The sequence below is a fragment of the Streptosporangium sp. NPDC049078 genome (genome assembly GCF_040648855.1).
Taxonomy (GTDB): domain Bacteria; phylum Actinomycetota; class Actinomycetes; order Streptosporangiales; family Streptosporangiaceae; genus Streptosporangium.
In genome coordinates this window covers 412,482-429,777 of record NZ_JBEZEL010000002.1, presented here as the reverse complement: position 1 = coordinate 429,777, position 17,296 = coordinate 412,482, and the positions used below count along the sequence as shown (strand labels likewise).

Here is a 17,296-nt window from a genome sequence, read left to right as displayed (position 1 = left end):
CCGAGGAGGCCCGATGACCCTGCTCGAAGCGCGGGACCTGCGCGTGGAGTTCGCCTCGCGCGGGCGCCGCGCCCGCGCGGTGGACGGGGTGAACCTCGCCGTGGGCGAGGGGGAGATCGTCGCGCTGGTCGGCGAGTCCGGCTGCGGCAAGACGACGCTGGCCCGCACCCTGCTCGGCCTGGAGCGGCCCGCCTCGGGGTCGGTCCGGTACGGCGGGACGCCGCTCGCCTACTCCTCACGCGCGCTGCGGGCCCATCGGCGCGAGGTGCAACTCGTTCTCCAGGACCCCACGGGATCGCTCAACCCCCGGCACACCGTCTACGAGGCGGTGGCCGAGGGGCCGCGCATCCACCGGCTGCCCGCGGAGGCGGACCGGGTCGCCTCCGCGCTGTCGCGCGCCGGGCTGCGACCCCCCGAACGGTTCTTCGGCCGCTACCCGCACGAGCTGTCCGGCGGCCAGCGCCAGCGCGTCGTCATCGCGGGAGCCCTCGCGCTGGAGCCCAGGGTGCTGGTCGCCGACGAGCCGGTGGCCTCGCTGGACGCGTCGGTACGCGGCGAGATCCTCGCCCTGCTGCTCCGCCTCCGCGACGAGTTCGGCCTGTCGGCGCTGGTCGTCACCCACGATCTCGGGCTCGCCTGGAACATCGCCGACCGCGTCGCGGTGATGTATCTCGGCAGGATCGTCGAGGCCGGACCCGTGGAACGGATCCTCACCGCGCCGTCGCACCCGTACACCCAGGCGTTGCTCTCGGTCCTGCCGGAGTCGCCGTCACCCGTGGTGCTGGGCGGCGAGCCACCGGACCCGATCCGCGTCCCGCCGGGCTGCCGCTTCCATCCGCGCTGCCAGGTCCTCGCCTCGGGCGCGGCGGCCGAGGCGGGGGTCGACGGGTTGTGCGTGTCACGGCCGCTGCCCGTCCTGCCCTCCTCGGCCGAGGCCCAGGTCGCCTGCCACCATGCCGAGGCCCGCCGAGGGGTGGAGGTCGAAAACGGGAGACGGTGACCGGGAGAGGTCACAGACCGGGGAGGCGGCCGTTCCTGAACAGGTCGACGAAGAGACCGTGGTCGGCCCTCGCCCGTGCCCCGTAGGTGTGGGCGAACTCGACGAGGCCGCGGGTGAAGCCTTCGGTGTCGCCGTCGATCACGGCCACGATCGCGTCCTCGGTGGAGAAGTCGACCAGGTCGTGGCTGGACTCGTCGTCGGCCACCGAGTGCATCCTGGCCACGGCCCGGCCCAGGTCGCGGATGACCGAGGACAGTTCGTCCGGCTCGTTGACGTCGCCCCAGTCCAGGTCGGCGGAGTAGGGGGAGACCTCGGCGACCATCTGGCCGACGCCGTTCAGCGTGGTGTAGCCGAGCCACGGGTCGGCGTACGCCTGCAGGGCCCGCTGTGACTCCGCGGTGCGGTGGCCCTGGTGTTTGAAGTAGCCGTGCACCTTCTCGTCGGTGATGTACCGCGCGACGGCCGGCACCTGGGCCTGCTTCATGTAGAGGATGACGTCGTTCTCCAGGGCCTGGGTGTGGCCCTCAAGAAGCATGTTGTACGAGGGCAGCCCGGCCGAGCCGATCCCGACGCCGGTGCGCAGCGCGAAGTCCTTGATCGTGTGCTCGATCTCGGAGACCGTGGGAAGGGTCGTCAGATAGTCGCGGAAGGCCACCTCCACCGCCTCGCGAGTCTCCTGGTCCACCGGGTAGCGGCCGTCCATGACGGCGAACCTGCGGTCGAAGTTCTCGATGGTGGTCTCCAGCTCCAGCAGCGCCACCCGGGTGTTCAGCCGTGCGTGCTGCAGCACCCGGTGCAGCACGCCGGTGGTGGTCTCCAGGGTGAGCGAGCCGATCGCGTCGTCCCCGCCCTCCGAGATGCCGTGCAACTCGGAGAGGTAGGAGTGGGCGAACCCGGTCACCAGCTCACCGATGACGTCGTCCGACAGCGCCTTGGCGTACCCGATGAGCGCGACGCTGGCCGCGAACCGCCGCAGGTCCCAGATGTACGGGCCGACGTAGGCCTCGTCGAAGTCGTTGACGTTGAACACCAGGACGCCCGAGGCGTTCATGTAGGTGCCGAAGTTCTCGGCGTGCAGGTCGCCGTGGATCCAGACGCGTCGCGTCTGGTCGTCGAGGAAGGTGTCGTCGGCGAACTCGCCGGTCATGTCCGCGTAGAACAGGCAGGCGCTGCCCCGGTAGAAGGCGAAGGGCGAGGCGGCCATCTTCCGGAACTTGCGCCGGAAGGCGGCGGGGTCGCGCTTCATGGAGTCACCGAACTCGGTGATGAGGACGTCGAGAATGCGCGCCGAGCGCCCATCGGTGGTCATGGTGGGCAGATTAGGTCGCGGGACCGAAATTCCGCCAGGGCCGGAGTATTACGGATCTGGAACGCGCCAGGGAACCGCTCCCGCTCCCATCCGGTGCGCGGGCTCCGGCACGGCTGTCCGAAAGGCGGAGAGACATCGACAGGCACGCCGGTTGATCATAGATTCGCGGGAAGCCGAGGGGCGCGGACGGGGAGCGGACGCGAAGGCACGGTCGTGGAGTTCACGGGAGAGGCGGAGGCCGGTATGGCGGTGCTCGAAGGCAGGACGGCGGTGGTCACCGGGGGGTCCAGGGGCATCGGCCGGGCGATCGTGGAGCGCCTCGCCCGCGACGGGGCGGACGTCGTCTTCGGCTACGCGAACGCCGCCGTGTCCGCGAGCGAGGTGGAGGAGACCGTCAAGGAGGCGGGCGGCAGCGCCCGCGCCGTCCAGGTGGACCTCGCCAGGCGCGGCGCCGCGGAGTGGCTGATGGAGACCGCCGGGCAGGTCCTCGGCGGCCTCGACATCCTGGTGAACAACGCCGCGCTGAGCTTCACCCCGATCTCCATCGCGGAGACCAGCGAGAAACTGTACGACCGCGCCATGGCGGTCAACGCCAAGGCCGCCTTCCTCACCATCCGGTACGCCGCGAGGCACATGCGCGACGGCGGCCGCATCGTCAACATCTCCACTCTCAACACCGTCCGCCCCGCGGCCGGTATCGCCCCCTACGCGGCGAGCAAGGGCGCGCTCGAACAGCTGACCGCCGTCGCGGCCCGCGAGCTCGGCGGGCGGGGCATCACCGTCAACACGGTCTCCCCGGGCGCGACGGACACCGACCTGCTGCGCGGTACCAACCCGGAGAAGGTCCTGACCGAGATCGCCGCGCTCACCCCGCTCTCCCGCCTCGGCGCGCCCTCGGACATCGCGGACGTCGTGGCCTTTCTGGTGGGACCCGACGGCCGCTGGCTCACCGGCCAGAACCTCCAGGCCAACGGCGGCCTCAGCTGAGCCGCGCGGTCCACGACGTCGAGGAGACGTCCGAGCGCGAGCCGTGAGCGGGGTCAGGTGACCGGACCCGTGTGGGTGAACAGGGCGCTGTAGGCGTTCAGCGCCGGCTGGCCGCCCAGGTGGGCGTACAGGACGGTGGAGTCACGGGGGATCTCCCCGCCGGTGACGAGGTCGATCAGGCCGGCCATCGACTTGCCCTCGTAGACCGGGTCGATGATCACGCCTTCCAGCTCACCGGTGAGCCGGATCGCGTCCAGGGTCGACCGGACGGGGATCCCGTACAGGTCGCCCGCCCACCCGTCGAGGATGGTGATCTCGTCCTCTCTCAGGGGGCGGCCGACGCCGATGAGCTCGGCGGTGGCCCTCGCGATCCGGGCCACCTGGTCGCGGGTCTCCTCGAGCTTCGCGCTCGCGTCGATCCCGATCACCCGGCGTGGCCGGCCGCCGGCCTCCTCCAGGGCGGCGAACCCGGCGATCATGCCGGCCTGGGTCGAGCCGGTGACCGCGCAGACCACGACGGTGTCGAAGAAGACGCCCAGCTCGCGTTCCTGCTCCGCCACCTCGTACGCCCAGTTCGCGAACCCGAGTCCGCCGAGCCGGTGGTCGGAGGCGCCCGCCGGGATCGGGTACGGCGTGCCGCCGCGCGCCTTCACGTCCTCGATCGCCCGGTTCCACGAGTCCTTGAAGCCGATGCCGAAGCCGGCCGGGTCGAGCCTGACCTCGGCGCCCATGATCCGGCTCAGCATGATGTTGCCGACCCGGTCGTTGACGGAGTCGGGCCAGTCGACCCAGTTCTCCTGCACCAGCACCGCCTTCAACCCCAGCGACGCGGCGACGGCGGCGACCTGGCGGGTGTGGTTGGACTGGTATCCGCCGATCGACACCAGTGTGTCGGCACCATGGGCGAGCGCGTCGGGGACGATGTACTCGAGCTTGCGGGTCTTGTTGCCGCCGTACGCGAGCCCGGAGTTGCAGTCCTCGCGCTTCGCCCAGATGGACGCCCCGCCGAGATGCCGGGTGAGCCGCGGCAGCGGATGGACGGGACTCGGCCCGAAGGTCAGCCGGTGGCGGGGGAAATCGGACAGGGTCATGCTCGCTCCACGGTGGCGGGGAAATCGGACAGGGGCATGTTCACTCCTCGGTGGCGGGCAGCGTGTGCCAGGTGTCGAAGGCGATCGCCGCCGCCTGGTCCGCGTCTCCGGCGGCACAGAGCCGGATGAGGTTGTCGTGCCGGGTGAGGGAGGCACGCCCGCCCAGCGAGGAGAAGCGCAGCCGCTCGGCGCGGCGCAGCACCGGCGTGAACTGGTCGAGGACCGAGGTCAGGGCCCGGTTCGAGGCCACCCGCACGGGGATGCCGTGCAGTTCGTCGTCGGCGAGCAGGGCCGCCTCGATGTCGCCCTGCTCGATCGCCGCGCGGAACCGGTCGTTGGCCTCGCGCATCGCGTCGAGGTCGGCTTCGGTGAGACCGCCCACCGCCTCACGGACGGCGAGTTCGTGCATCGCCGCCACCACGTCGCGGGCCTCACGGATGTCGCGCAGGTTCAGCGAGCTCACCGTCGTGGAGCGTCCCGGCTGGGCCACGACCAGCCCGGCCTCCGCGAGCCGCAGCAGCGCCTCGCGGACAGGGGTGCGGCTGACCCCGAGCCAGGCCGCCAGCTCGACGTCGCGTAACTGCTCGCCCGGCGCGAGGCTGCCGTCGACGATGGCGTCGCGCAGGCGCTGGTAGACGTTGTCACGCAGGAGATGCCGGTCGATGGCGGGCGTGTTGTGCGGGATGGGCATGCAATATATTGCGCACACCGAGCGGGAAACTTCAAACCGGGCCGCGAGGTTGACGGTGCTAGCAATATATTGCATATTTTCCTCATGAGCGGCAGCCGTCGCCCCCTTATCGAGAGGAAATCCCGATGAGCACCACGTCCCGCGAGCCCACCGTCGTCCTGGTCCACGGCGCCTTCGCCGAGTCCGCGAGCTGGAACGGCGTGGTGGCCGACCTCCGGCGCCGCGGCTATCCGGTCATCGCCGTCGCCAACCCGCTGCGCGGACTGCGGGAGGACGCCGCCTACCTGCGCAGCGTGCTCGACAGCCTCACCGGCCCGATCGTGATCGCCGGCCACTCGTACGGCGGATCGGTGATGAGCGAGGCCGCCGACGGCGCCGACGGCGTCGTCGCGCTCGTCTACATCGCCAGCTTCAACCTCGAGGTCGGCGAGAGCACCGGCGAGCTGGCGGCCAGGTTCCCCGGCGGTGAGCTCGGCCCCGCCCTGTACCAGGTGCCGTACCCGGCGGCCGGTGGGGGCACCGGGACCGACCTCTACATCCGGCAGGACGGGTTCCGCGAGGTGTTCGCCGCCGACGTCGACCCGGGGACGGCCGCGCTGATGGCGGCCACGCAGCGGCCCATCGAAGCGAACGCGCTGGCGGACAAGGCGACCAGGGCTGCCTGGAAGACCATCCCGTCCTGGACCATGGTCACCACCCAGGACCTGGCCATTCCCGCCGAATCCATGCGCTTCATGGCCAAGAGGGCGGAGTCGACGACCGTCGAGATCGACGCCTCCCACGCCGTCACCGTCTCCCAGCCCGCCGCCGTCGCCGACCTCATCGACGCCGCCGCCCGCGCCACCGCCTCCTGACGCGGCCACACTGCCGCCGCACGATCCCGGAGCGGCTCACCCGGCCGGAGTCCATCGCGAACGGAAATGTTCGCGGCGGTGCGTGGTCCGGCCGGGTCGGCGCTCGTAGTCCTTCGGGGTGATGGCGTTCGCCGTCCGCCGGATGCCCTTGGCGATCAGGCCCTTCCACGGCACGCAGGGCGGAAGCTTGTGGTTCTGGCCGACGAACCAGGCCATGAGCCGGCTCTCGGGGGACCACCCACCTGCCCACCCCGTCGCCCGCCCCCGGCATCCCGCCGCGTACTCGCGCATGGCCTCCTCGTACTCGTACGAGGAGGCCATGCGCGGTGGTCGCCGCCCGCGGGGGCCGGTTCCCGCGGTTCGGGCACCGCGGCCCGGTGCTCGCCCCGCTGAAGGGTCGGCCTCGATGCGGTCCTCCGGGGCGCCGAGCCCGCGCTCCTCCGGTCGCGGGACCAGGGCCCGCACGGAGGTGGCGTCCGCGGCGTCGGCGAGCGCGGGTCCCCGCCACAGCTCCAGGGCCTCCCGAGGCGGTACGGAGGGTGATCGTCTTCCCTCGCGTGGTCCCACGTCTTCCGCCCCAGCGGGTCGCCCGCCGTCGGAGGCGGAGGTGAGGGGAGGCGAGCGATCACGTCCCGGCGGGTCCCTGTTCCGTCAGAACGCGTTTCCGTGATGGGAAGCGCGCCCTGGCGGGCGTGGGGGACCCGCCAGGACGCGTTCCGCCCCCGGCGCGGCGACGGAGGACCCCGGCGAGGGATGGGGTCCTCGGTCCGCTAGTCGCGCTCGGAGCCTGTGGCGGCGAAGGCGCGGACCGAAAGGTCCGCCGCCTCCTCCGGGAGGTCGTCGTCGGGTGTGGGCCGCCGGTAGTGCCGTGAGATGAGACGGGCCGCTCCCGCCGGGTCGTCGGCCGGGTGGGACGACTCGATGCCATCCTCATTCCAGACAAACAACCCGTTTTTACACCAAACGGTTAGATCGGTCATTACCGAGAGCACGGACATGCCGTTTCCGTTGCTCTGGTAGGTGTGGGTGAATCCCTGACGGTGCAACGCGTAACGCAGCAGACGCGTCGCCTCGCGGGGCTCACGCCAGGGCGCGTGCGGCGTGTTCGTGCGGACCGACAGCACCGGCTTCCACCCCCTCGTAGACCTTTCGGTGGATTTGTACCAACGATTGGATGATGCGGGTCTTGGGAGGTTGGGTCAAGGGGCTGTTCCCCACTAGAACCAGATCGTCTAGTTTTGTTGGCACAAAGGGGACTTAATGGCACGGTCAACGCTGTATCAACAGGTGGCCTCCGACCTGCGGAGGACCATCTACTCCGGTGCGCTCGGACCGGGAGATCAGCTGCCGACCGAGGCGGAACTCATGCTCGTGCACCAGGTGAGCCGCAACACCGTACGGCTCGCCCTCGGCGAGCTCGTGAACGAGGGCCTGGTCACCCGCACCCCCCGCAGGGGCACCGTCGTGAGGGAACGCCGCCCGCTGCTCATGCATCCCCAGCGCGAGCTGCAGCCGCGGCGCGAGGAGACCATGGAGGCCTTCGCCTGGGCCGTCTCCCAGGAGGGGCGCGCGCCGAGCCAGGAGATCGAGGTCTCGATCGTGCAGCCGGCCGAGGAGATCGCCAGCAGGCTGGAGCTCTCCGACGAGGAGCTCGCCGTGGTCCGCCGCAGGCTGCGCTTCGTGGACGGCCAGCCGTACAACACCAACGACTCCTATTTCCCCCTCGCCCTGGTCGCGGACTCCGAGATCACCCGCCCCGGTGACATCAAGCGCGGGGCGAACAAGGTCCTGGAGGAACTCGGCCACCGCCAGGTGCGGGTGGTGGACGACATCTGGGCGCGGATGCCCAACAGCGCCGAGAGCGAACGACTCCAGCTCCAGCTCGGCACGCCGGTCGTCGTCTACATCCGGGTCGGCTACGACGAGGACGACACCCCCGTGCGCGTGGCGGTCTCCGTCCTGCCCGCGGACAAGCACCTGATCCGGTACGAGCTGGAAAGCCGTTGACGTCTCCGTGACCGCCCTGACGGGCCGGCCGCCGTTCCGCCCGCGCCGCGGGCGAACACAGGGTCGCGCCCGCCGGGTGGCTAGACGCCGCTCTCCGCGCCCGCCCGCGCCTCTCGTTCCGCTGGGCCTCTCCCCGCCTCCTCTCCCCGGCGCGGCCCCGCCGCTCACCCCAGACCCCTAGGCATCCGCCTAGCCCGGCATGGCTGCCGTGCGCCATCACATGGTCACGCTCCGTGTCATCTCACGCACCAAACGCAACGAAGGGATGAACCATGCACTCGAACACCGCCAGTCCCACCGCCACGCGCCCGTTCACGCTGCGCAGGGCCACGGACGGTGACCTCGACGGAGTGCTCGCGCTCCTCGCCGAGACCGCCGGATGGCTGAACGGCCGCGGCGTGCGGCAGTGGCCCGCGGACGGCTTCCCCGCCGGGCGCATCACCCCGCTGATCGGCGAGGGGGTCCTGTACCTGCTGGAAAGGCAGGCCGAGGAGGAGAGGCCGGACCTGGACGCCGACGACGGACACGTCCGGGAGGGCGGACCCGTCGCCACCCTCGCCCTGGACGGCCACGCCGACCCCGAGTTCTGGAGCCGGGACGACGATCCCTCCTCGGCGCTCTATGTCCACAAGCTGGCCGTGGCGCGCGACCACGCCGGTACGGGCCTGGGAGAGGCGCTCCTCGACTGGGCGGGCCTGCGGGCCCTGGCCTTGGGGAAAAGATGGCTCAGGCTTGACTGCTCCAAGGACAACTCAAGGTTGCAGGACTACTATCGGGGACAGCGTTTCGCGCATCTCCGCACGGTCGACCTGCCGCACCGCGCCTCCGGCGCCCTGTTCCAGCGGCCGGGGGGCCTGCGCGCTCGCGCGTCCGGCCTCGCGCTGCCCTTCTCGGACCGGCGCGGAGCGTTCGTCCCCGAGCATGTCTGAACCACGGCGATCCCAGGACAAAACCATCCGATAACCTCCATCCATGACCGGATCCTTACTTGAGGTGATCACGCTCGACGTGCGTGACGCCGTCGCCGCGGAAGCGGGCGGCGCCGATCGCCTGGAGGTCGTCGCCGACATGACCTCCGACGGGGTCACCCCGGCGGTGGAGACGGTCGCGGCGATCTCCAGGAAGTGCGCGCTTCCTCAGATGGTGATGTTGCGCGCGGAGGCGTCGTTCCTGGCCACGCCCGAGTCGCTGAAGGCCCTGAGCCGCGCTGCCAGGGCCCTCGCCGACGCGGGCGCGGCCGGGTTCGTGTTCGGCTTCCTCGACGAGGCGGGAGCGGTCGACCTGGCCGCCACCGAGACGCTCATCCACGCGGTCGCGCCGCTGCCCTGGACCTTCCACCGGGCGGTGGACCACGCGGCCGACATCCAGGCGAGCTGGCGTGCCGTCCGTCTCCTGCCCAACCTCGCCACCGTGCTCACCTCGGGTGCGCCCGGTGGCGTGGCGGACGGGCTGCCGGTGCTCAAGACCCGGTGCGAGGCCGGCGACGGCCCGCTGATCATGGCCGGGGGTGGGTTGCGGCCCTGCCACGTCGGAGCGCTGATGGAGTACGGCGTGCGGGCCTTCCACGTCGGCAGCGCCGTGCGGGCGTCCTGGTCGGACCCGGTCGACGCCCGCCGGGTCCGCGAGTGGCGCACCCTGATCGACTGAGCCCCGCAGGGCCTCGTCGGGCCTCGACGAGGCCCCGTGGGGGCGCGATGATCGGCCGCGAGAGACGGTGGGATCCCCGCCGTGCCACCCGGATCGGGCCTCCCCCGGGGGAACCCGTGCCCGGCACCCGTGGCCGAGACCGGACCCTGGAGGTGACCGGGGTCAGGCCGGTGGCTTCGCGAGGCCGTCGCCCAGTGCCAGGTCGGCGCGGCGGAGAGCGGCGGCCATGGTCTTGACCGTGGCGGGCTCGTCCATCACCCCCTCACCGGCGTCGCGCCGCTCCTCCCAGGCGCGTACCCGGTGGGCGTACTCCCCGTACCGGGACAGGTGGAAGGCATAGACCGCCGCGTACCGGCTGACCAGGTGTGACGGGTGCATGTCCCAGCCCTGGTAGAAGCCGTGCTTCAGGGAGTGCCCGACGAGCTCCGCGTGGCGCCGCCACAGGGCCCGCACGTCACTCCCGCCGTCCGAGGCGGGAGAGGCGGCCAGCGAGCCGTCGGACAGCTCCACCCCGGTCCCGGCGAAGACGGTCTGCATGACGTGTCTGGCGTGGTCGCAGGCGGGGTGGTCCAGCCGCTGCTCGTGCGGTGGAAGGGCGCAGCTCGCCGTGTAGTCGAAGACACCGAAGTGGGCCGCGGCCAGCCTGCCCCGCAGGGAGGTCACCAGGCCCGCGTCGAGGAACAGCACCGTCTGCGGCGCCTCCACCTGGATCTCGAACCTCAGCGCGCCCCGGCCGAGACCCAGTCCGTCCTCCAGCACGTCGAGACAGTCGGCGAACTGGTACAGGTAGTCCCTCATCAGCACCTTCGGGAAGGTGACCACGAAGCCTTCGGGCAGGTGCCCGGCCCGATCGAGCACGCCGGTGAGGAAACCGTCCAGGGTCCTGACGGCGCGGACCGGGTCGCCGTCGGCGAACGACTTCACCCGCAGTCCCCAGCGGCGGGGGAGCGTCCCGGCCGCGTGCATGGCCGCGATCGCCTTGGCGGCGGAGGAGGCGTGGCCGTCCTCCTCCCCGGGGCGCGTCCCGTAGCCGTCCTCGAAGTCGATCCGCAGGTCCTCGACGGGCTCCCCGGCGAGCTTGGCGGCCACCATCCGGTGCACGGCTCCGGCGACGTCCTCGCCCGCGCCGAAGGGCGCACCGAGGGGGGCGCCGGGGGCACCGGGGGCACCGGGGGCACCGAGAACAACGCCGGGGGTCGTGCCGAGGATCACGGCGAGGTCGCCCGCCGGCAGGTGCCGCCGGAACAGCTCCAGCGCCGCGTCCCCCCACTCCCGCGTCGTCCCGGCGTCGAACCGGTCGGCGGGAACGTAGACCGTGTGCACGGGCTGCCAGTCGGCCGGTCGGTACGGGTACAGCGCGGACTGCTCACGGTGGGTCTGCTCGAAACCCGGGATCAGGGCGGACGGGTCGGCGAGCGTGACGCGCATGCTGGTGCTCCTCCTGGACGTGCCGGTTCGCGCGGGGGCCGGTTCGGGGCGGGCGTGCCGGTTCGACCGGGGCGCGAGTGCGAAATCGCCCGGTTCACCGACCATTCCCGACTTTTGGCCGGTTCGGTCGGTAAGGGCTGCCCGGCCGGTCGCCGGTTCAGCCCGCCTGGCCGGTTCGGCCGGCCTCCAGATCGCCTCCCGACCACAGCTCCCGATCACAGGCGGTGAGCATGGCGGCGAGACCGAGGAGCTTCACCCGCTCTCCTCGGTCGAGGGACCTGGCCAGAGCCGCCTCGGCCGCCTCGATGGCGAGCCAGTGCTCGTAGGTGATCGGCGAGACGCCCCGGGAGGCGAGAAGTTCGTCCGGGTCCGCGCGGCGGACAGGATCGAGGTCGGCCAGGTCGGCGAGGAGGGTGCGGACCGTCTCCGCGGCGTCGGACTTGTTGGTGCCGATCACACCGGTGGGACCCCGCTTGAGCCAGCCCGCGACGTATTCGCGGTCGCGGACCCGGCCGGCCTCGTTCGGCACGGTCATGGTGGTCTCCGAGAAGGGAACACCGGGCAGTGGCACGCTCTGGTAGCCGACCGAGCGCAACACCATGCCGACCGGGAGGGTCTCGAACTCGCCGGTGCCGACCACCCGGCCGTCCTCCAGCCGGGTGCGCTCCAGTCTGAGCGCCTCCACCCGCCCTTCGCCGAGGATCTCCACCGGGCGCATCCAGAACCGCACGTCCAGCCGCCGGGGGAGGCCCCTCGCGGGGCGGGTCGCCCAGCTCCGCAGCACCTCGACGTTCCCCCGGACCTGCCGGGAGGCCGCCGTGACGTCCGCCACGCACTCCTCGGGCCGTACGCGCACGTCCGCGTTGGCCAGCTCGCCCAGCTCCCTGAGCTCCTTCAACGTGAACTTGGCGTGCTCGGGCCCCCGGCGCCCGATCATGTGGACGGTCTTCACCTCGCTGGCGGCGAGCCGGGTCAGCACCTCCTCCGGCACGTCCGTGGCGCGCAACTCCTCCGCGGTCTTGGCCAGGACGCGCACCACGTCGACCGCCACGTTGCCCACGCCGATCACCGCGACCTCGGGGCTGTCGAGGACGAAACGGTCGGCGGGCATGTCGGGGTGACCGCAGTACCAGTTGACGAAGTCGGTGGCGGCCACACTGCCCGGCAGGTCCTCGCCGGGAATGCCCATTCGCCGGTCCACCATCGCGCCGGTGCAGTAGACCACGGCGTCGTAGCAGTCGAGCAGGTCGGCGACGTCGACATCCTTGCCCAGCTCGACGCCCCCGAGGAACCGCACCTCGGGAAGCTCCAGCACGCCGCGCAGGTATCCGGCTATCGACTTGATCGAGGTGTGATCGGGAGCCACTCCGTACCGCACCAGCCCGTACGGCGTCGGCAGCCTTTCCAGCACGTCCACCCTGAGAGGCACGGTGGCCTGTTTCGTCAGAGCCTCGGCGGTGTAGATCCCGGCGGGTCCTGACCCCACGATCGCGACTCGCAGTGACATATCGCCTCCTCGGCGTTGGATGTCATGAACGCGACGCCCTGCTTGATTCTGTATCACCGAGGGGGGCGACTGCCAGACTCACGCGCCGACACGATCGAGCCTTTCTTCGGTGAACGGCGGATGCGGTGATCAGGATGTCATCCGGTGCCGGGTTCCGCCTCCCGCCGTTGGAAGATCCTCCAGGGGAGCGTCGGGGACGTGTTCCCGTGTTCTCCCGAGTGGACCCCCGCCCACCCGACGGTGGACCGGTCCGGGGCGTCCGGAGGCCGGAATACCGCCGGAGAAAGGCGCGGGCGGCGTCGCGGAGCTTCGGCGGAGTTCTGTGAAATATTAATCAAACGCTCAAGGAAAGCCGGGAGCCGGCAGCTTGGCCAAGTGCCCACCTGCTTTGCGAATTTGATTTGTTCGAGGTGTTGTCGCAGGTCAGATAGACTGCCGATGGCCACTAGCAAATGTGATCGGGGGATCAGTGGCTTTGGTGGAACGCAATTACACGCTTGACTTCGCCGCGGGAGACCGCCGGGACCGCGCCATCCTTCGGCACATGCTCCTCTCGCTCTTCGTGGGAATGTTGCTCGGGGGCGTCGGAGCGCTGGCGGCCTACGGGCCCGATCTGCTGTACGCGCTTTACAACCCGTACGCCTACCTTCTCCTCGTCGTCGTCGTGGGGCGGACCGCCACCGGCTTCGGCTGGGCGGTGCTCTCCAGCGTGCTGGCCACGTTCGGGCCGATACTCTCGCTGCTCGTCGCCGCGATCTTCGAGTCGAGTGCCTGGAGCATGAGCCTCGGCGACGACGGCATCTCGATAAACCTCATGATCACGAACCTCGTCGCGATCGGCATCCTCTCCTACCTCGCCAAACGCCGCGACCGCTGGGGGACCACCGCGGCCGGCGGCGCGGCCGGGCTGGCGCTGCTCGACGGGATCGACAAGACGATGCCCGGTGGGCCCGAGTACGTCTCGGGTTTCTGGCCGTGGGGCGTCGCGGCGGTAGTCGCGATCGCGGTGGGGATGCTGGGTTCGCTGGGGCGCGGACGCGACCATGTCTGCTCCGCGCTGATCGCAATCGTCCTCGGGGCCTCGTACTTCGTTTTCCTCACCGGGCTCTGAGAGGCGCGGCGGGGGGTCGGTGGCGGTTCGGTGGGGCTTCGGAAGCCGCCGACCGCAGACAATCGGCTTGCGAGACTCGATAGCCTGTAGGGCATCGAACCTCGCTAGCTAGGAGTAGCCGTGCTGCTGCGCATGTCGTCGCTGTTTCTTCGAACGCTGAGGGACGACCCGGCAGACGCGGAAGTCCCGAGCCACAAGCTGCTCGTCCGCGCCGGTTACGTCCGCCGCGTCGCGCCTGGCGTCTATTCCTGGCTGCCGCTCGGCAAGACGGTCCTGGAGAACGTCACGCGCGTCGTGCGCGAGGAGATGGACCGCATGGGCGGTCAGGAGGTGCTCTTCCCCGCCCTGCTGCCCCGCGAATACTACGAGGCGACCGGCCGCTGGACCGAGTACGGCGACACGCTCTTCCGCCTCAAGGACCGCAAGGGGGCCGACTATCTCCTCGGGCCCACCCACGAGGAGATGTTCACCGACATGGTCAAGGGGGAGTATTCCTCCTACAAGGACTATCCGGTGACCCTCTACCAGATCCAGACCAAATACCGCGACGAGGCCCGTCCCCGGGCCGGCATCCTGCGCGGACGCGAGTTCGTCATGAAGGACTCCTACTCCTTCGACCTCGACGACGACGGCCTCAAGCGTTCCTACGAGCGCCACCGCGAGACCTACATCAAGACCTTCGACCGCCTCGGCATCGCCTACAAGATCTGCTTCGCCACCTCGGGGGCGATGGGCGGGTCGGCCTCCGAGGAGTTCCTCGCTCCCGCTGCCACCGGTGAGGACACCTTCGTCGCCTGCCACAACTGCGGCTACGCGGCCAACGCGGAGGCCGTCGTCACCCCCGCGCCGGCCGCGGTCACCGGTGAGCGGCCCGCGACGCGGGTGCTCGACACCCCCGACACCCCGACCATCGAGTCGCTGGTCGGCCACGTCAACGAGCACTACGGCCTCGGTATCACCGCCGCCCAGACGCTCAAGAACATCGTGGTCAAGGTGACGGTTCCCGGCACCGGCAAGACCGAGACCCTGATCATCGGCGTTCCCGGAGACCGCGAGGTCGACTTCAAGCGGCTGGAGGCCTCCCTCGCCCCCGGTGAGCCCGCGATCTTCGAGGCCGAGGACTTCGCCAGGCACCCCGGCCTGGTCCGCGGCTACATCGGCCCCCAGGTCCTCAAGGACCTCGGCATCCGCTATCTCGTCGACCCCCGCGTGGTCGACGGCACCGCCTGGGTGACCGGCGCGAACGAGCCGGGCAAGCACGCGGTGGACGTCGTCGCCGGCCGTGACTTCGTCGCCGACGGCACCATCGAGGCCGCGGAGGTCCGCGCGGGTGACGCCTGCCCGGTCTGCGGCTCCGGCCTGTCCATCGACCGCGGCATCGAGATCGGCCACATCTTCCAGCTCGGCCGCAAGTACGCCGACGCCGCGAAGCTCGACGCCCTCGGCCCCGACGGCAAGCCCATTCGCGTCACCATGGGCTCCTACGGCATCGGCGTCTCCCGGGCCGTGGCGGTGCTGGCCGAGCAGAGGCACGACGAGCTCGGCCTGGTCTGGCCCCGTGAGATCGCCCCCGCCGACGTCCATGTCGTGGGCACCGGCAAGGACGGCCAGATAGAGGCCGCCACCCGCCTCGCCGAAGAGCTGGAGGCCCGCGGGCTGCGCGTCCTGGTGGACGACCGGGCCGGCGTCTCCCCGGGGGTGAAGTTCAAGGACGCCGAGCTGCTCGGCATGCCGACGATCCTGATCGTCGGCCGAGGTCTCACCCAGGGGGTCGCGGAGCTACGCGACCGCGCCACCGGCGCCAAGGAGGAGATCCCGCTCGCCGAGGCCGTCGACCGCGTCGTGGCGGCCTGCCAGGGGTGAGAACGGCCCGTCGGGGGTGATTTCCGAACGCGCGGCACGGCTTCGCGGCGGGTGATCCCCGAACGCGTGAGAGCGGCCCGCCCCCTGGAAGGGGCGGGCCGCTCTTTTCGAGTGTGTGGCCGCGCGTCAGTAGTGGTGGTGTCGACGCCGGGAGTTCGGGCCGATCGCCTTACCCACGTGAAACCCGCCGGGCAGGTTGACGGTCACGTATGTGCGGCCGTCGGGAGTTCTGCTGACGTGAAATCCGCGACCGCCGAAACTGTGGCCGATCCCGCGCGGGGACAGGTCGATCCTGAAAGGACCGACTTTGACTGACTTTCTGTATCCCCAGCCCAATGCCTTCTCCCCGGACTCGCGGAAACGCCGTGTCGTCTGGTGAGAACGAGCGGCGTCCGCGAAGGGTTCCGGAGTGATGCCCATCAGCGACGGCTGCTGCTGACGGTCTTGCGCCAGTGGAAGCCACCGGGAAGATTGATGCTCAGCGTGCGGCGCCCGTCGGCCGTTCTGGTGACCCTGAAGGCGCGGTTTCCCCAGCTGTGGCCCACTCCACTCCGCGAAAGGTTAAGACGGAACGGACCGAACTTCATGGATTTCCGGTATCCCCAGCCCATTACTTCCTCCTTAGGCGTATTCGGCGAGATCCAACTACCCGGCAGGCACGGTGCAAACGTGGTCGAAAGCGGGTTTGATTCGCGACTCGCGCCCCAGGCGGCCTCCATTGGAGATCGATTTCCACGTTGACCAGTCCGTTGTGCCGGAAGGGGTCACTCGTGAAATGCGAAAGGAAAGGTCACTGGGACGTGGCCGGGGTGGGAGTGGGCTCCGGGTTCGGCGGCGCGGTCCTGGGCGGCATGCCGGGAAAGGCGTCGATCTCGGGCCGCAGGCTGTAGGAGCGGGTGACGCACTCCTGCATGACCAGCGCGGCCATCTTGCGCAGCGTGGTGTCGGTGGTCGCGGCCAGCTCCAGATAGGCGCCGGTCACCCCGCGCTCGACCAGCACGGCCAGCTCCACCGCCTGGTCCGGGCCGGAGGGCGTGATCGGAAGCTCGTAGACCGCTTTGGGCTCGGCGGGTGTGCCGCCCGCGGTGGTGATCATCGTGCGGAGCTGGTCGCGGCGGGCGCGATGGGCGTTGTAGGCCGTCGTCATCGCCGCCCGCAGCCTGCCCGTGGTCCTGGCCCCGAGGATCCCGTACGCGTACACGGCGGCGTGCTCGGCCGCCAGCGCCGCGCCGAGCCCTTGATCGGCCCCCGCGGCCCCCCGCGCGCCTCTCACAGCGGCCTCGACAGGGCGAGGGCGTGCGCGGCCTCGCAGGCGCCGATGGACGCGAGCAACTGGGCGAGCGGGGGTGAGACCCCCTCGATCTGACGGGTGCGCAGTGCCGCGGCCTTGCGTTCCAGGTCGCGCAGGGCCCGCACCGACGTGCTCCGAGCCGGGCCGGCTGACGGGGACGGCGTGGGCGAAGCAGAGGGGGGCGCGGCCGTGGACGCCGGAGCGGGCGGGAGGCGGCGGCGGAGCTCGGCGAGATGGGCCTCGTGCCGCTGCCTGAAGGGCTCCAGCCGGGGCGAGGCGGCCGAGGCGTACAGCGCCACGGTCCGCTCCTTGCCCGCGATCAGCTCGCGCAGGAGCAGCGTCTCGGGGTCGGGCGGCGCGGCCACGGGCGGCACCGGCTCACCGGTGGCGCACCCCGCGGCCGTCACGGCTGCCACCCCGAGAGCGCCGCCCCTCAGCAGGGCGCGCCGGGAGACGGAACGCACGACGACCTCCGGTTCTGTGTCGGGCAGCTGACGCACTTAGCATCGT

Annotated in this window: 19 protein-coding genes; 8 read left to right on the top strand and 11 right to left on the bottom strand. The window is 70.9% G+C overall.

Annotated features, from left to right (window positions below; all coding sequences use genetic code 11):
* Positions 1-13 precede the first annotated feature (13 nt).
* Positions 14-1,000, top strand: a complete 987-nt coding sequence (locus AB0B90_RS04870) for an ABC transporter ATP-binding protein (protein WP_362920820.1) — start codon at positions 14-16, stop codon at positions 998-1,000.
* Between the two features lie 10 nt (positions 1,001-1,010).
* On the opposite strand, the gene AB0B90_RS04865 is transcribed toward AB0B90_RS04870, so the two are convergent.
* Entirely contained in the window at positions 1,011-2,309 is a 1,299-nt protein-coding gene (locus AB0B90_RS04865; protein WP_362920818.1) for a DUF2252 domain-containing protein, read from the bottom strand.
* Between the two features lie 213 nt (positions 2,310-2,522).
* Between AB0B90_RS04865 and AB0B90_RS04860 the strand changes: the two genes are divergently transcribed.
* Positions 2,523-3,296, top strand: coding sequence for an SDR family oxidoreductase (locus AB0B90_RS04860; RefSeq protein ID WP_350944737.1), 774 nt, complete (start codon positions 2,523-2,525; stop codon positions 3,294-3,296).
* A 53-nt stretch (positions 3,297-3,349) separates the two neighbouring features.
* On the opposite strand, the gene AB0B90_RS04855 is transcribed toward AB0B90_RS04860, so the two are convergent.
* Together AB0B90_RS04855 and AB0B90_RS04850 are read right to left on the bottom strand one after the other, a co-directional pair.
* A complete protein-coding gene (locus AB0B90_RS04855) occupies positions 3,350-4,387 on the bottom strand; it encodes a 1-aminocyclopropane-1-carboxylate deaminase (protein WP_350944735.1) in 1,038 nt (345 codons plus the stop codon).
* 40 nt (positions 4,388-4,427) lie between these two features.
* Positions 4,428-5,078: a GntR family transcriptional regulator gene (locus tag AB0B90_RS04850; protein ID WP_350944733.1), complete on the bottom strand. Its 651-nt coding sequence runs from the start codon at positions 5,076-5,078 to the stop codon at positions 4,428-4,430.
* Between the two features lie 125 nt (positions 5,079-5,203).
* Here AB0B90_RS04850 and AB0B90_RS04845 point away from each other — a divergent pair, with 125 nt between their 5' ends.
* A complete protein-coding gene (locus tag AB0B90_RS04845) occupies positions 5,204-5,932 on the top strand; it encodes an alpha/beta hydrolase (RefSeq protein WP_362920815.1) in 729 nt (242 codons plus the stop codon).
* A 36-nt stretch (positions 5,933-5,968) separates the two neighbouring features.
* Here the strand turns inward: AB0B90_RS04845 and AB0B90_RS04840 are convergent, their stop codons facing one another.
* Positions 5,969-6,499 (bottom strand): BTAD domain-containing putative transcriptional regulator, encoded by a 531-nt coding sequence (locus tag AB0B90_RS04840; RefSeq protein ID WP_350944729.1) that lies wholly within the window; start codon positions 6,497-6,499, stop codon positions 5,969-5,971.
* Between the two features lie 203 nt (positions 6,500-6,702).
* The gene (locus AB0B90_RS04835) at positions 6,703-7,056 is read right to left on the bottom strand and encodes a hypothetical protein (RefSeq protein WP_350944728.1); all 354 of its coding nucleotides are present in this window, start codon (positions 7,054-7,056) and stop codon (positions 6,703-6,705) included.
* Positions 7,057-7,192: 136 nt separating this feature from the next.
* Here AB0B90_RS04835 and AB0B90_RS04830 point away from each other — a divergent pair, with 136 nt between their 5' ends.
* The 3 genes from AB0B90_RS04830 (at position 7,193) to AB0B90_RS04820 (ending at position 9,586) form a co-directional block, all read left to right on the top strand.
* Positions 7,193-7,939, top strand: a complete 747-nt coding sequence (locus tag AB0B90_RS04830) for a GntR family transcriptional regulator (RefSeq protein ID WP_350944727.1) — start codon at positions 7,193-7,195, stop codon at positions 7,937-7,939.
* A gap of 272 nt (positions 7,940-8,211) precedes the next feature.
* Positions 8,212-8,868, top strand: coding sequence for a GNAT family N-acetyltransferase (locus tag AB0B90_RS04825; RefSeq protein WP_350944726.1), 657 nt, complete (start codon positions 8,212-8,214; stop codon positions 8,866-8,868).
* A 43-nt stretch (positions 8,869-8,911) separates the two neighbouring features.
* A complete protein-coding gene (locus tag AB0B90_RS04820) occupies positions 8,912-9,586 on the top strand; it encodes a copper homeostasis protein CutC (RefSeq protein ID WP_350944725.1) in 675 nt (224 codons plus the stop codon).
* A 162-nt stretch (positions 9,587-9,748) separates the two neighbouring features.
* Here the strand turns inward: AB0B90_RS04820 and AB0B90_RS04815 are convergent, their stop codons facing one another.
* Entirely contained in the window at positions 9,749-11,014 is a 1,266-nt protein-coding gene (locus tag AB0B90_RS04815) for an aldolase (RefSeq protein WP_362920811.1), read from the bottom strand.
* Positions 11,015-11,171: 157 nt separating this feature from the next.
* Positions 11,172-12,521: an FAD-dependent oxidoreductase gene (locus AB0B90_RS04810; RefSeq protein ID WP_350944723.1), complete on the bottom strand. Its 1,350-nt coding sequence runs from the start codon at positions 12,519-12,521 to the stop codon at positions 11,172-11,174.
* A 544-nt stretch (positions 12,522-13,065) separates the two neighbouring features.
* On the opposite strand from AB0B90_RS04810, the gene AB0B90_RS04805 reads away from it, so the two are divergent.
* Both AB0B90_RS04805 and AB0B90_RS04800 read left to right on the top strand, forming a co-directional pair.
* The gene (locus AB0B90_RS04805; RefSeq protein WP_350944722.1) at positions 13,066-13,632 is read left to right on the top strand and encodes a hypothetical protein; all 567 of its coding nucleotides are present in this window, start codon (positions 13,066-13,068) and stop codon (positions 13,630-13,632) included.
* Between the two features lie 120 nt (positions 13,633-13,752).
* Entirely contained in the window at positions 13,753-15,495 is a 1,743-nt protein-coding gene (locus AB0B90_RS04800) for a proline--tRNA ligase (RefSeq protein WP_350944721.1), read from the top strand.
* 126 nt (positions 15,496-15,621) lie between these two features.
* Here the strand turns inward: AB0B90_RS04800 and AB0B90_RS04795 are convergent, their stop codons facing one another.
* The 4 genes from AB0B90_RS04795 to AB0B90_RS04780 all read right to left on the bottom strand — a co-directional run bounded on the left by AB0B90_RS04795 (position 15,622) and on the right by AB0B90_RS04780 (position 17,286).
* The gene (locus AB0B90_RS04795) at positions 15,622-15,915 is read right to left on the bottom strand and encodes a DUF4236 domain-containing protein (RefSeq protein ID WP_350944720.1); all 294 of its coding nucleotides are present in this window, start codon (positions 15,913-15,915) and stop codon (positions 15,622-15,624) included.
* Positions 15,915-16,106 carry a DUF4236 domain-containing protein gene (locus AB0B90_RS04790; RefSeq protein WP_350944719.1) on the bottom strand — a complete coding sequence of 64 codons (192 nt, stop codon included), beginning with the start codon at positions 16,104-16,106 and terminating at the stop codon, positions 15,915-15,917. Before AB0B90_RS04790 ends, AB0B90_RS04795 begins: the two co-directional genes overlap by 1 nt.
* Before the next feature lie 179 nt (positions 16,107-16,285).
* A complete protein-coding gene (locus AB0B90_RS04785) occupies positions 16,286-16,768 on the bottom strand; it encodes a ferritin-like domain-containing protein (RefSeq protein WP_350944718.1) in 483 nt (160 codons plus the stop codon).
* A complete protein-coding gene (locus AB0B90_RS04780) occupies positions 16,765-17,286 on the bottom strand; it encodes a hypothetical protein (protein ID WP_350944717.1) in 522 nt (173 codons plus the stop codon). Before AB0B90_RS04780 ends, AB0B90_RS04785 begins: the two co-directional genes overlap by 4 nt.
* Positions 17,287-17,296: the final 10 nt, after the last annotated feature.

Bases quoted from the DNA above. Each gene is read 5' to 3' on its own strand.
- AB0B90_RS04845 (WP_362920815.1), top strand. From the start codon at position 5,204: ATGAGCACCACGTCCCGCGAGCCCACCGTCGTCCTGGTCCACGGCGCC.
- AB0B90_RS04820 (WP_350944725.1), top strand. From the start codon at position 8,912: ATGACCGGATCCTTACTTGAGGTGATCACGCTCGACGTGCGTGACGCC.
- AB0B90_RS04855 (WP_350944735.1), bottom strand. From the start codon at position 4,387: ATGACCCTGTCCGATTTCCCCCGCCACCGGCTGACCTTCGGGCCGAGT.
- AB0B90_RS04795 (WP_350944720.1), bottom strand. From the start codon at position 15,915: ATGGGCATCACTCCGGAACCCTTCGCGGACGCCGCTCGTTCTCACCAG.
- AB0B90_RS04825 (WP_350944726.1), top strand. From the start codon at position 8,212: ATGCACTCGAACACCGCCAGTCCCACCGCCACGCGCCCGTTCACGCTG.
- AB0B90_RS04810 (WP_350944723.1), bottom strand. From the start codon at position 12,521: ATGTCACTGCGAGTCGCGATCGTGGGGTCAGGACCCGCCGGGATCTAC.
- AB0B90_RS04830 (WP_350944727.1), top strand. From the start codon at position 7,193: ATGGCACGGTCAACGCTGTATCAACAGGTGGCCTCCGACCTGCGGAGG.
- AB0B90_RS04850 (WP_350944733.1), bottom strand. From the start codon at position 5,078: ATGCCCATCCCGCACAACACGCCCGCCATCGACCGGCATCTCCTGCGT.
- AB0B90_RS04865 (WP_362920818.1), bottom strand. From the start codon at position 2,309: ATGACCACCGATGGGCGCTCGGCGCGCATTCTCGACGTCCTCATCACC.
- AB0B90_RS04805 (WP_350944722.1), top strand. From the start codon at position 13,066: ATGCTCCTCTCGCTCTTCGTGGGAATGTTGCTCGGGGGCGTCGGAGCG.
- AB0B90_RS04790 (WP_350944719.1), bottom strand. From the start codon at position 16,106: ATGGGCTGGGGATACCGGAAATCCATGAAGTTCGGTCCGTTCCGTCTT.
- AB0B90_RS04870 (WP_362920820.1), top strand. From the start codon at position 14: ATGACCCTGCTCGAAGCGCGGGACCTGCGCGTGGAGTTCGCCTCGCGC.
- AB0B90_RS04815 (WP_362920811.1), bottom strand. From the start codon at position 11,014: ATGCGCGTCACGCTCGCCGACCCGTCCGCCCTGATCCCGGGTTTCGAG.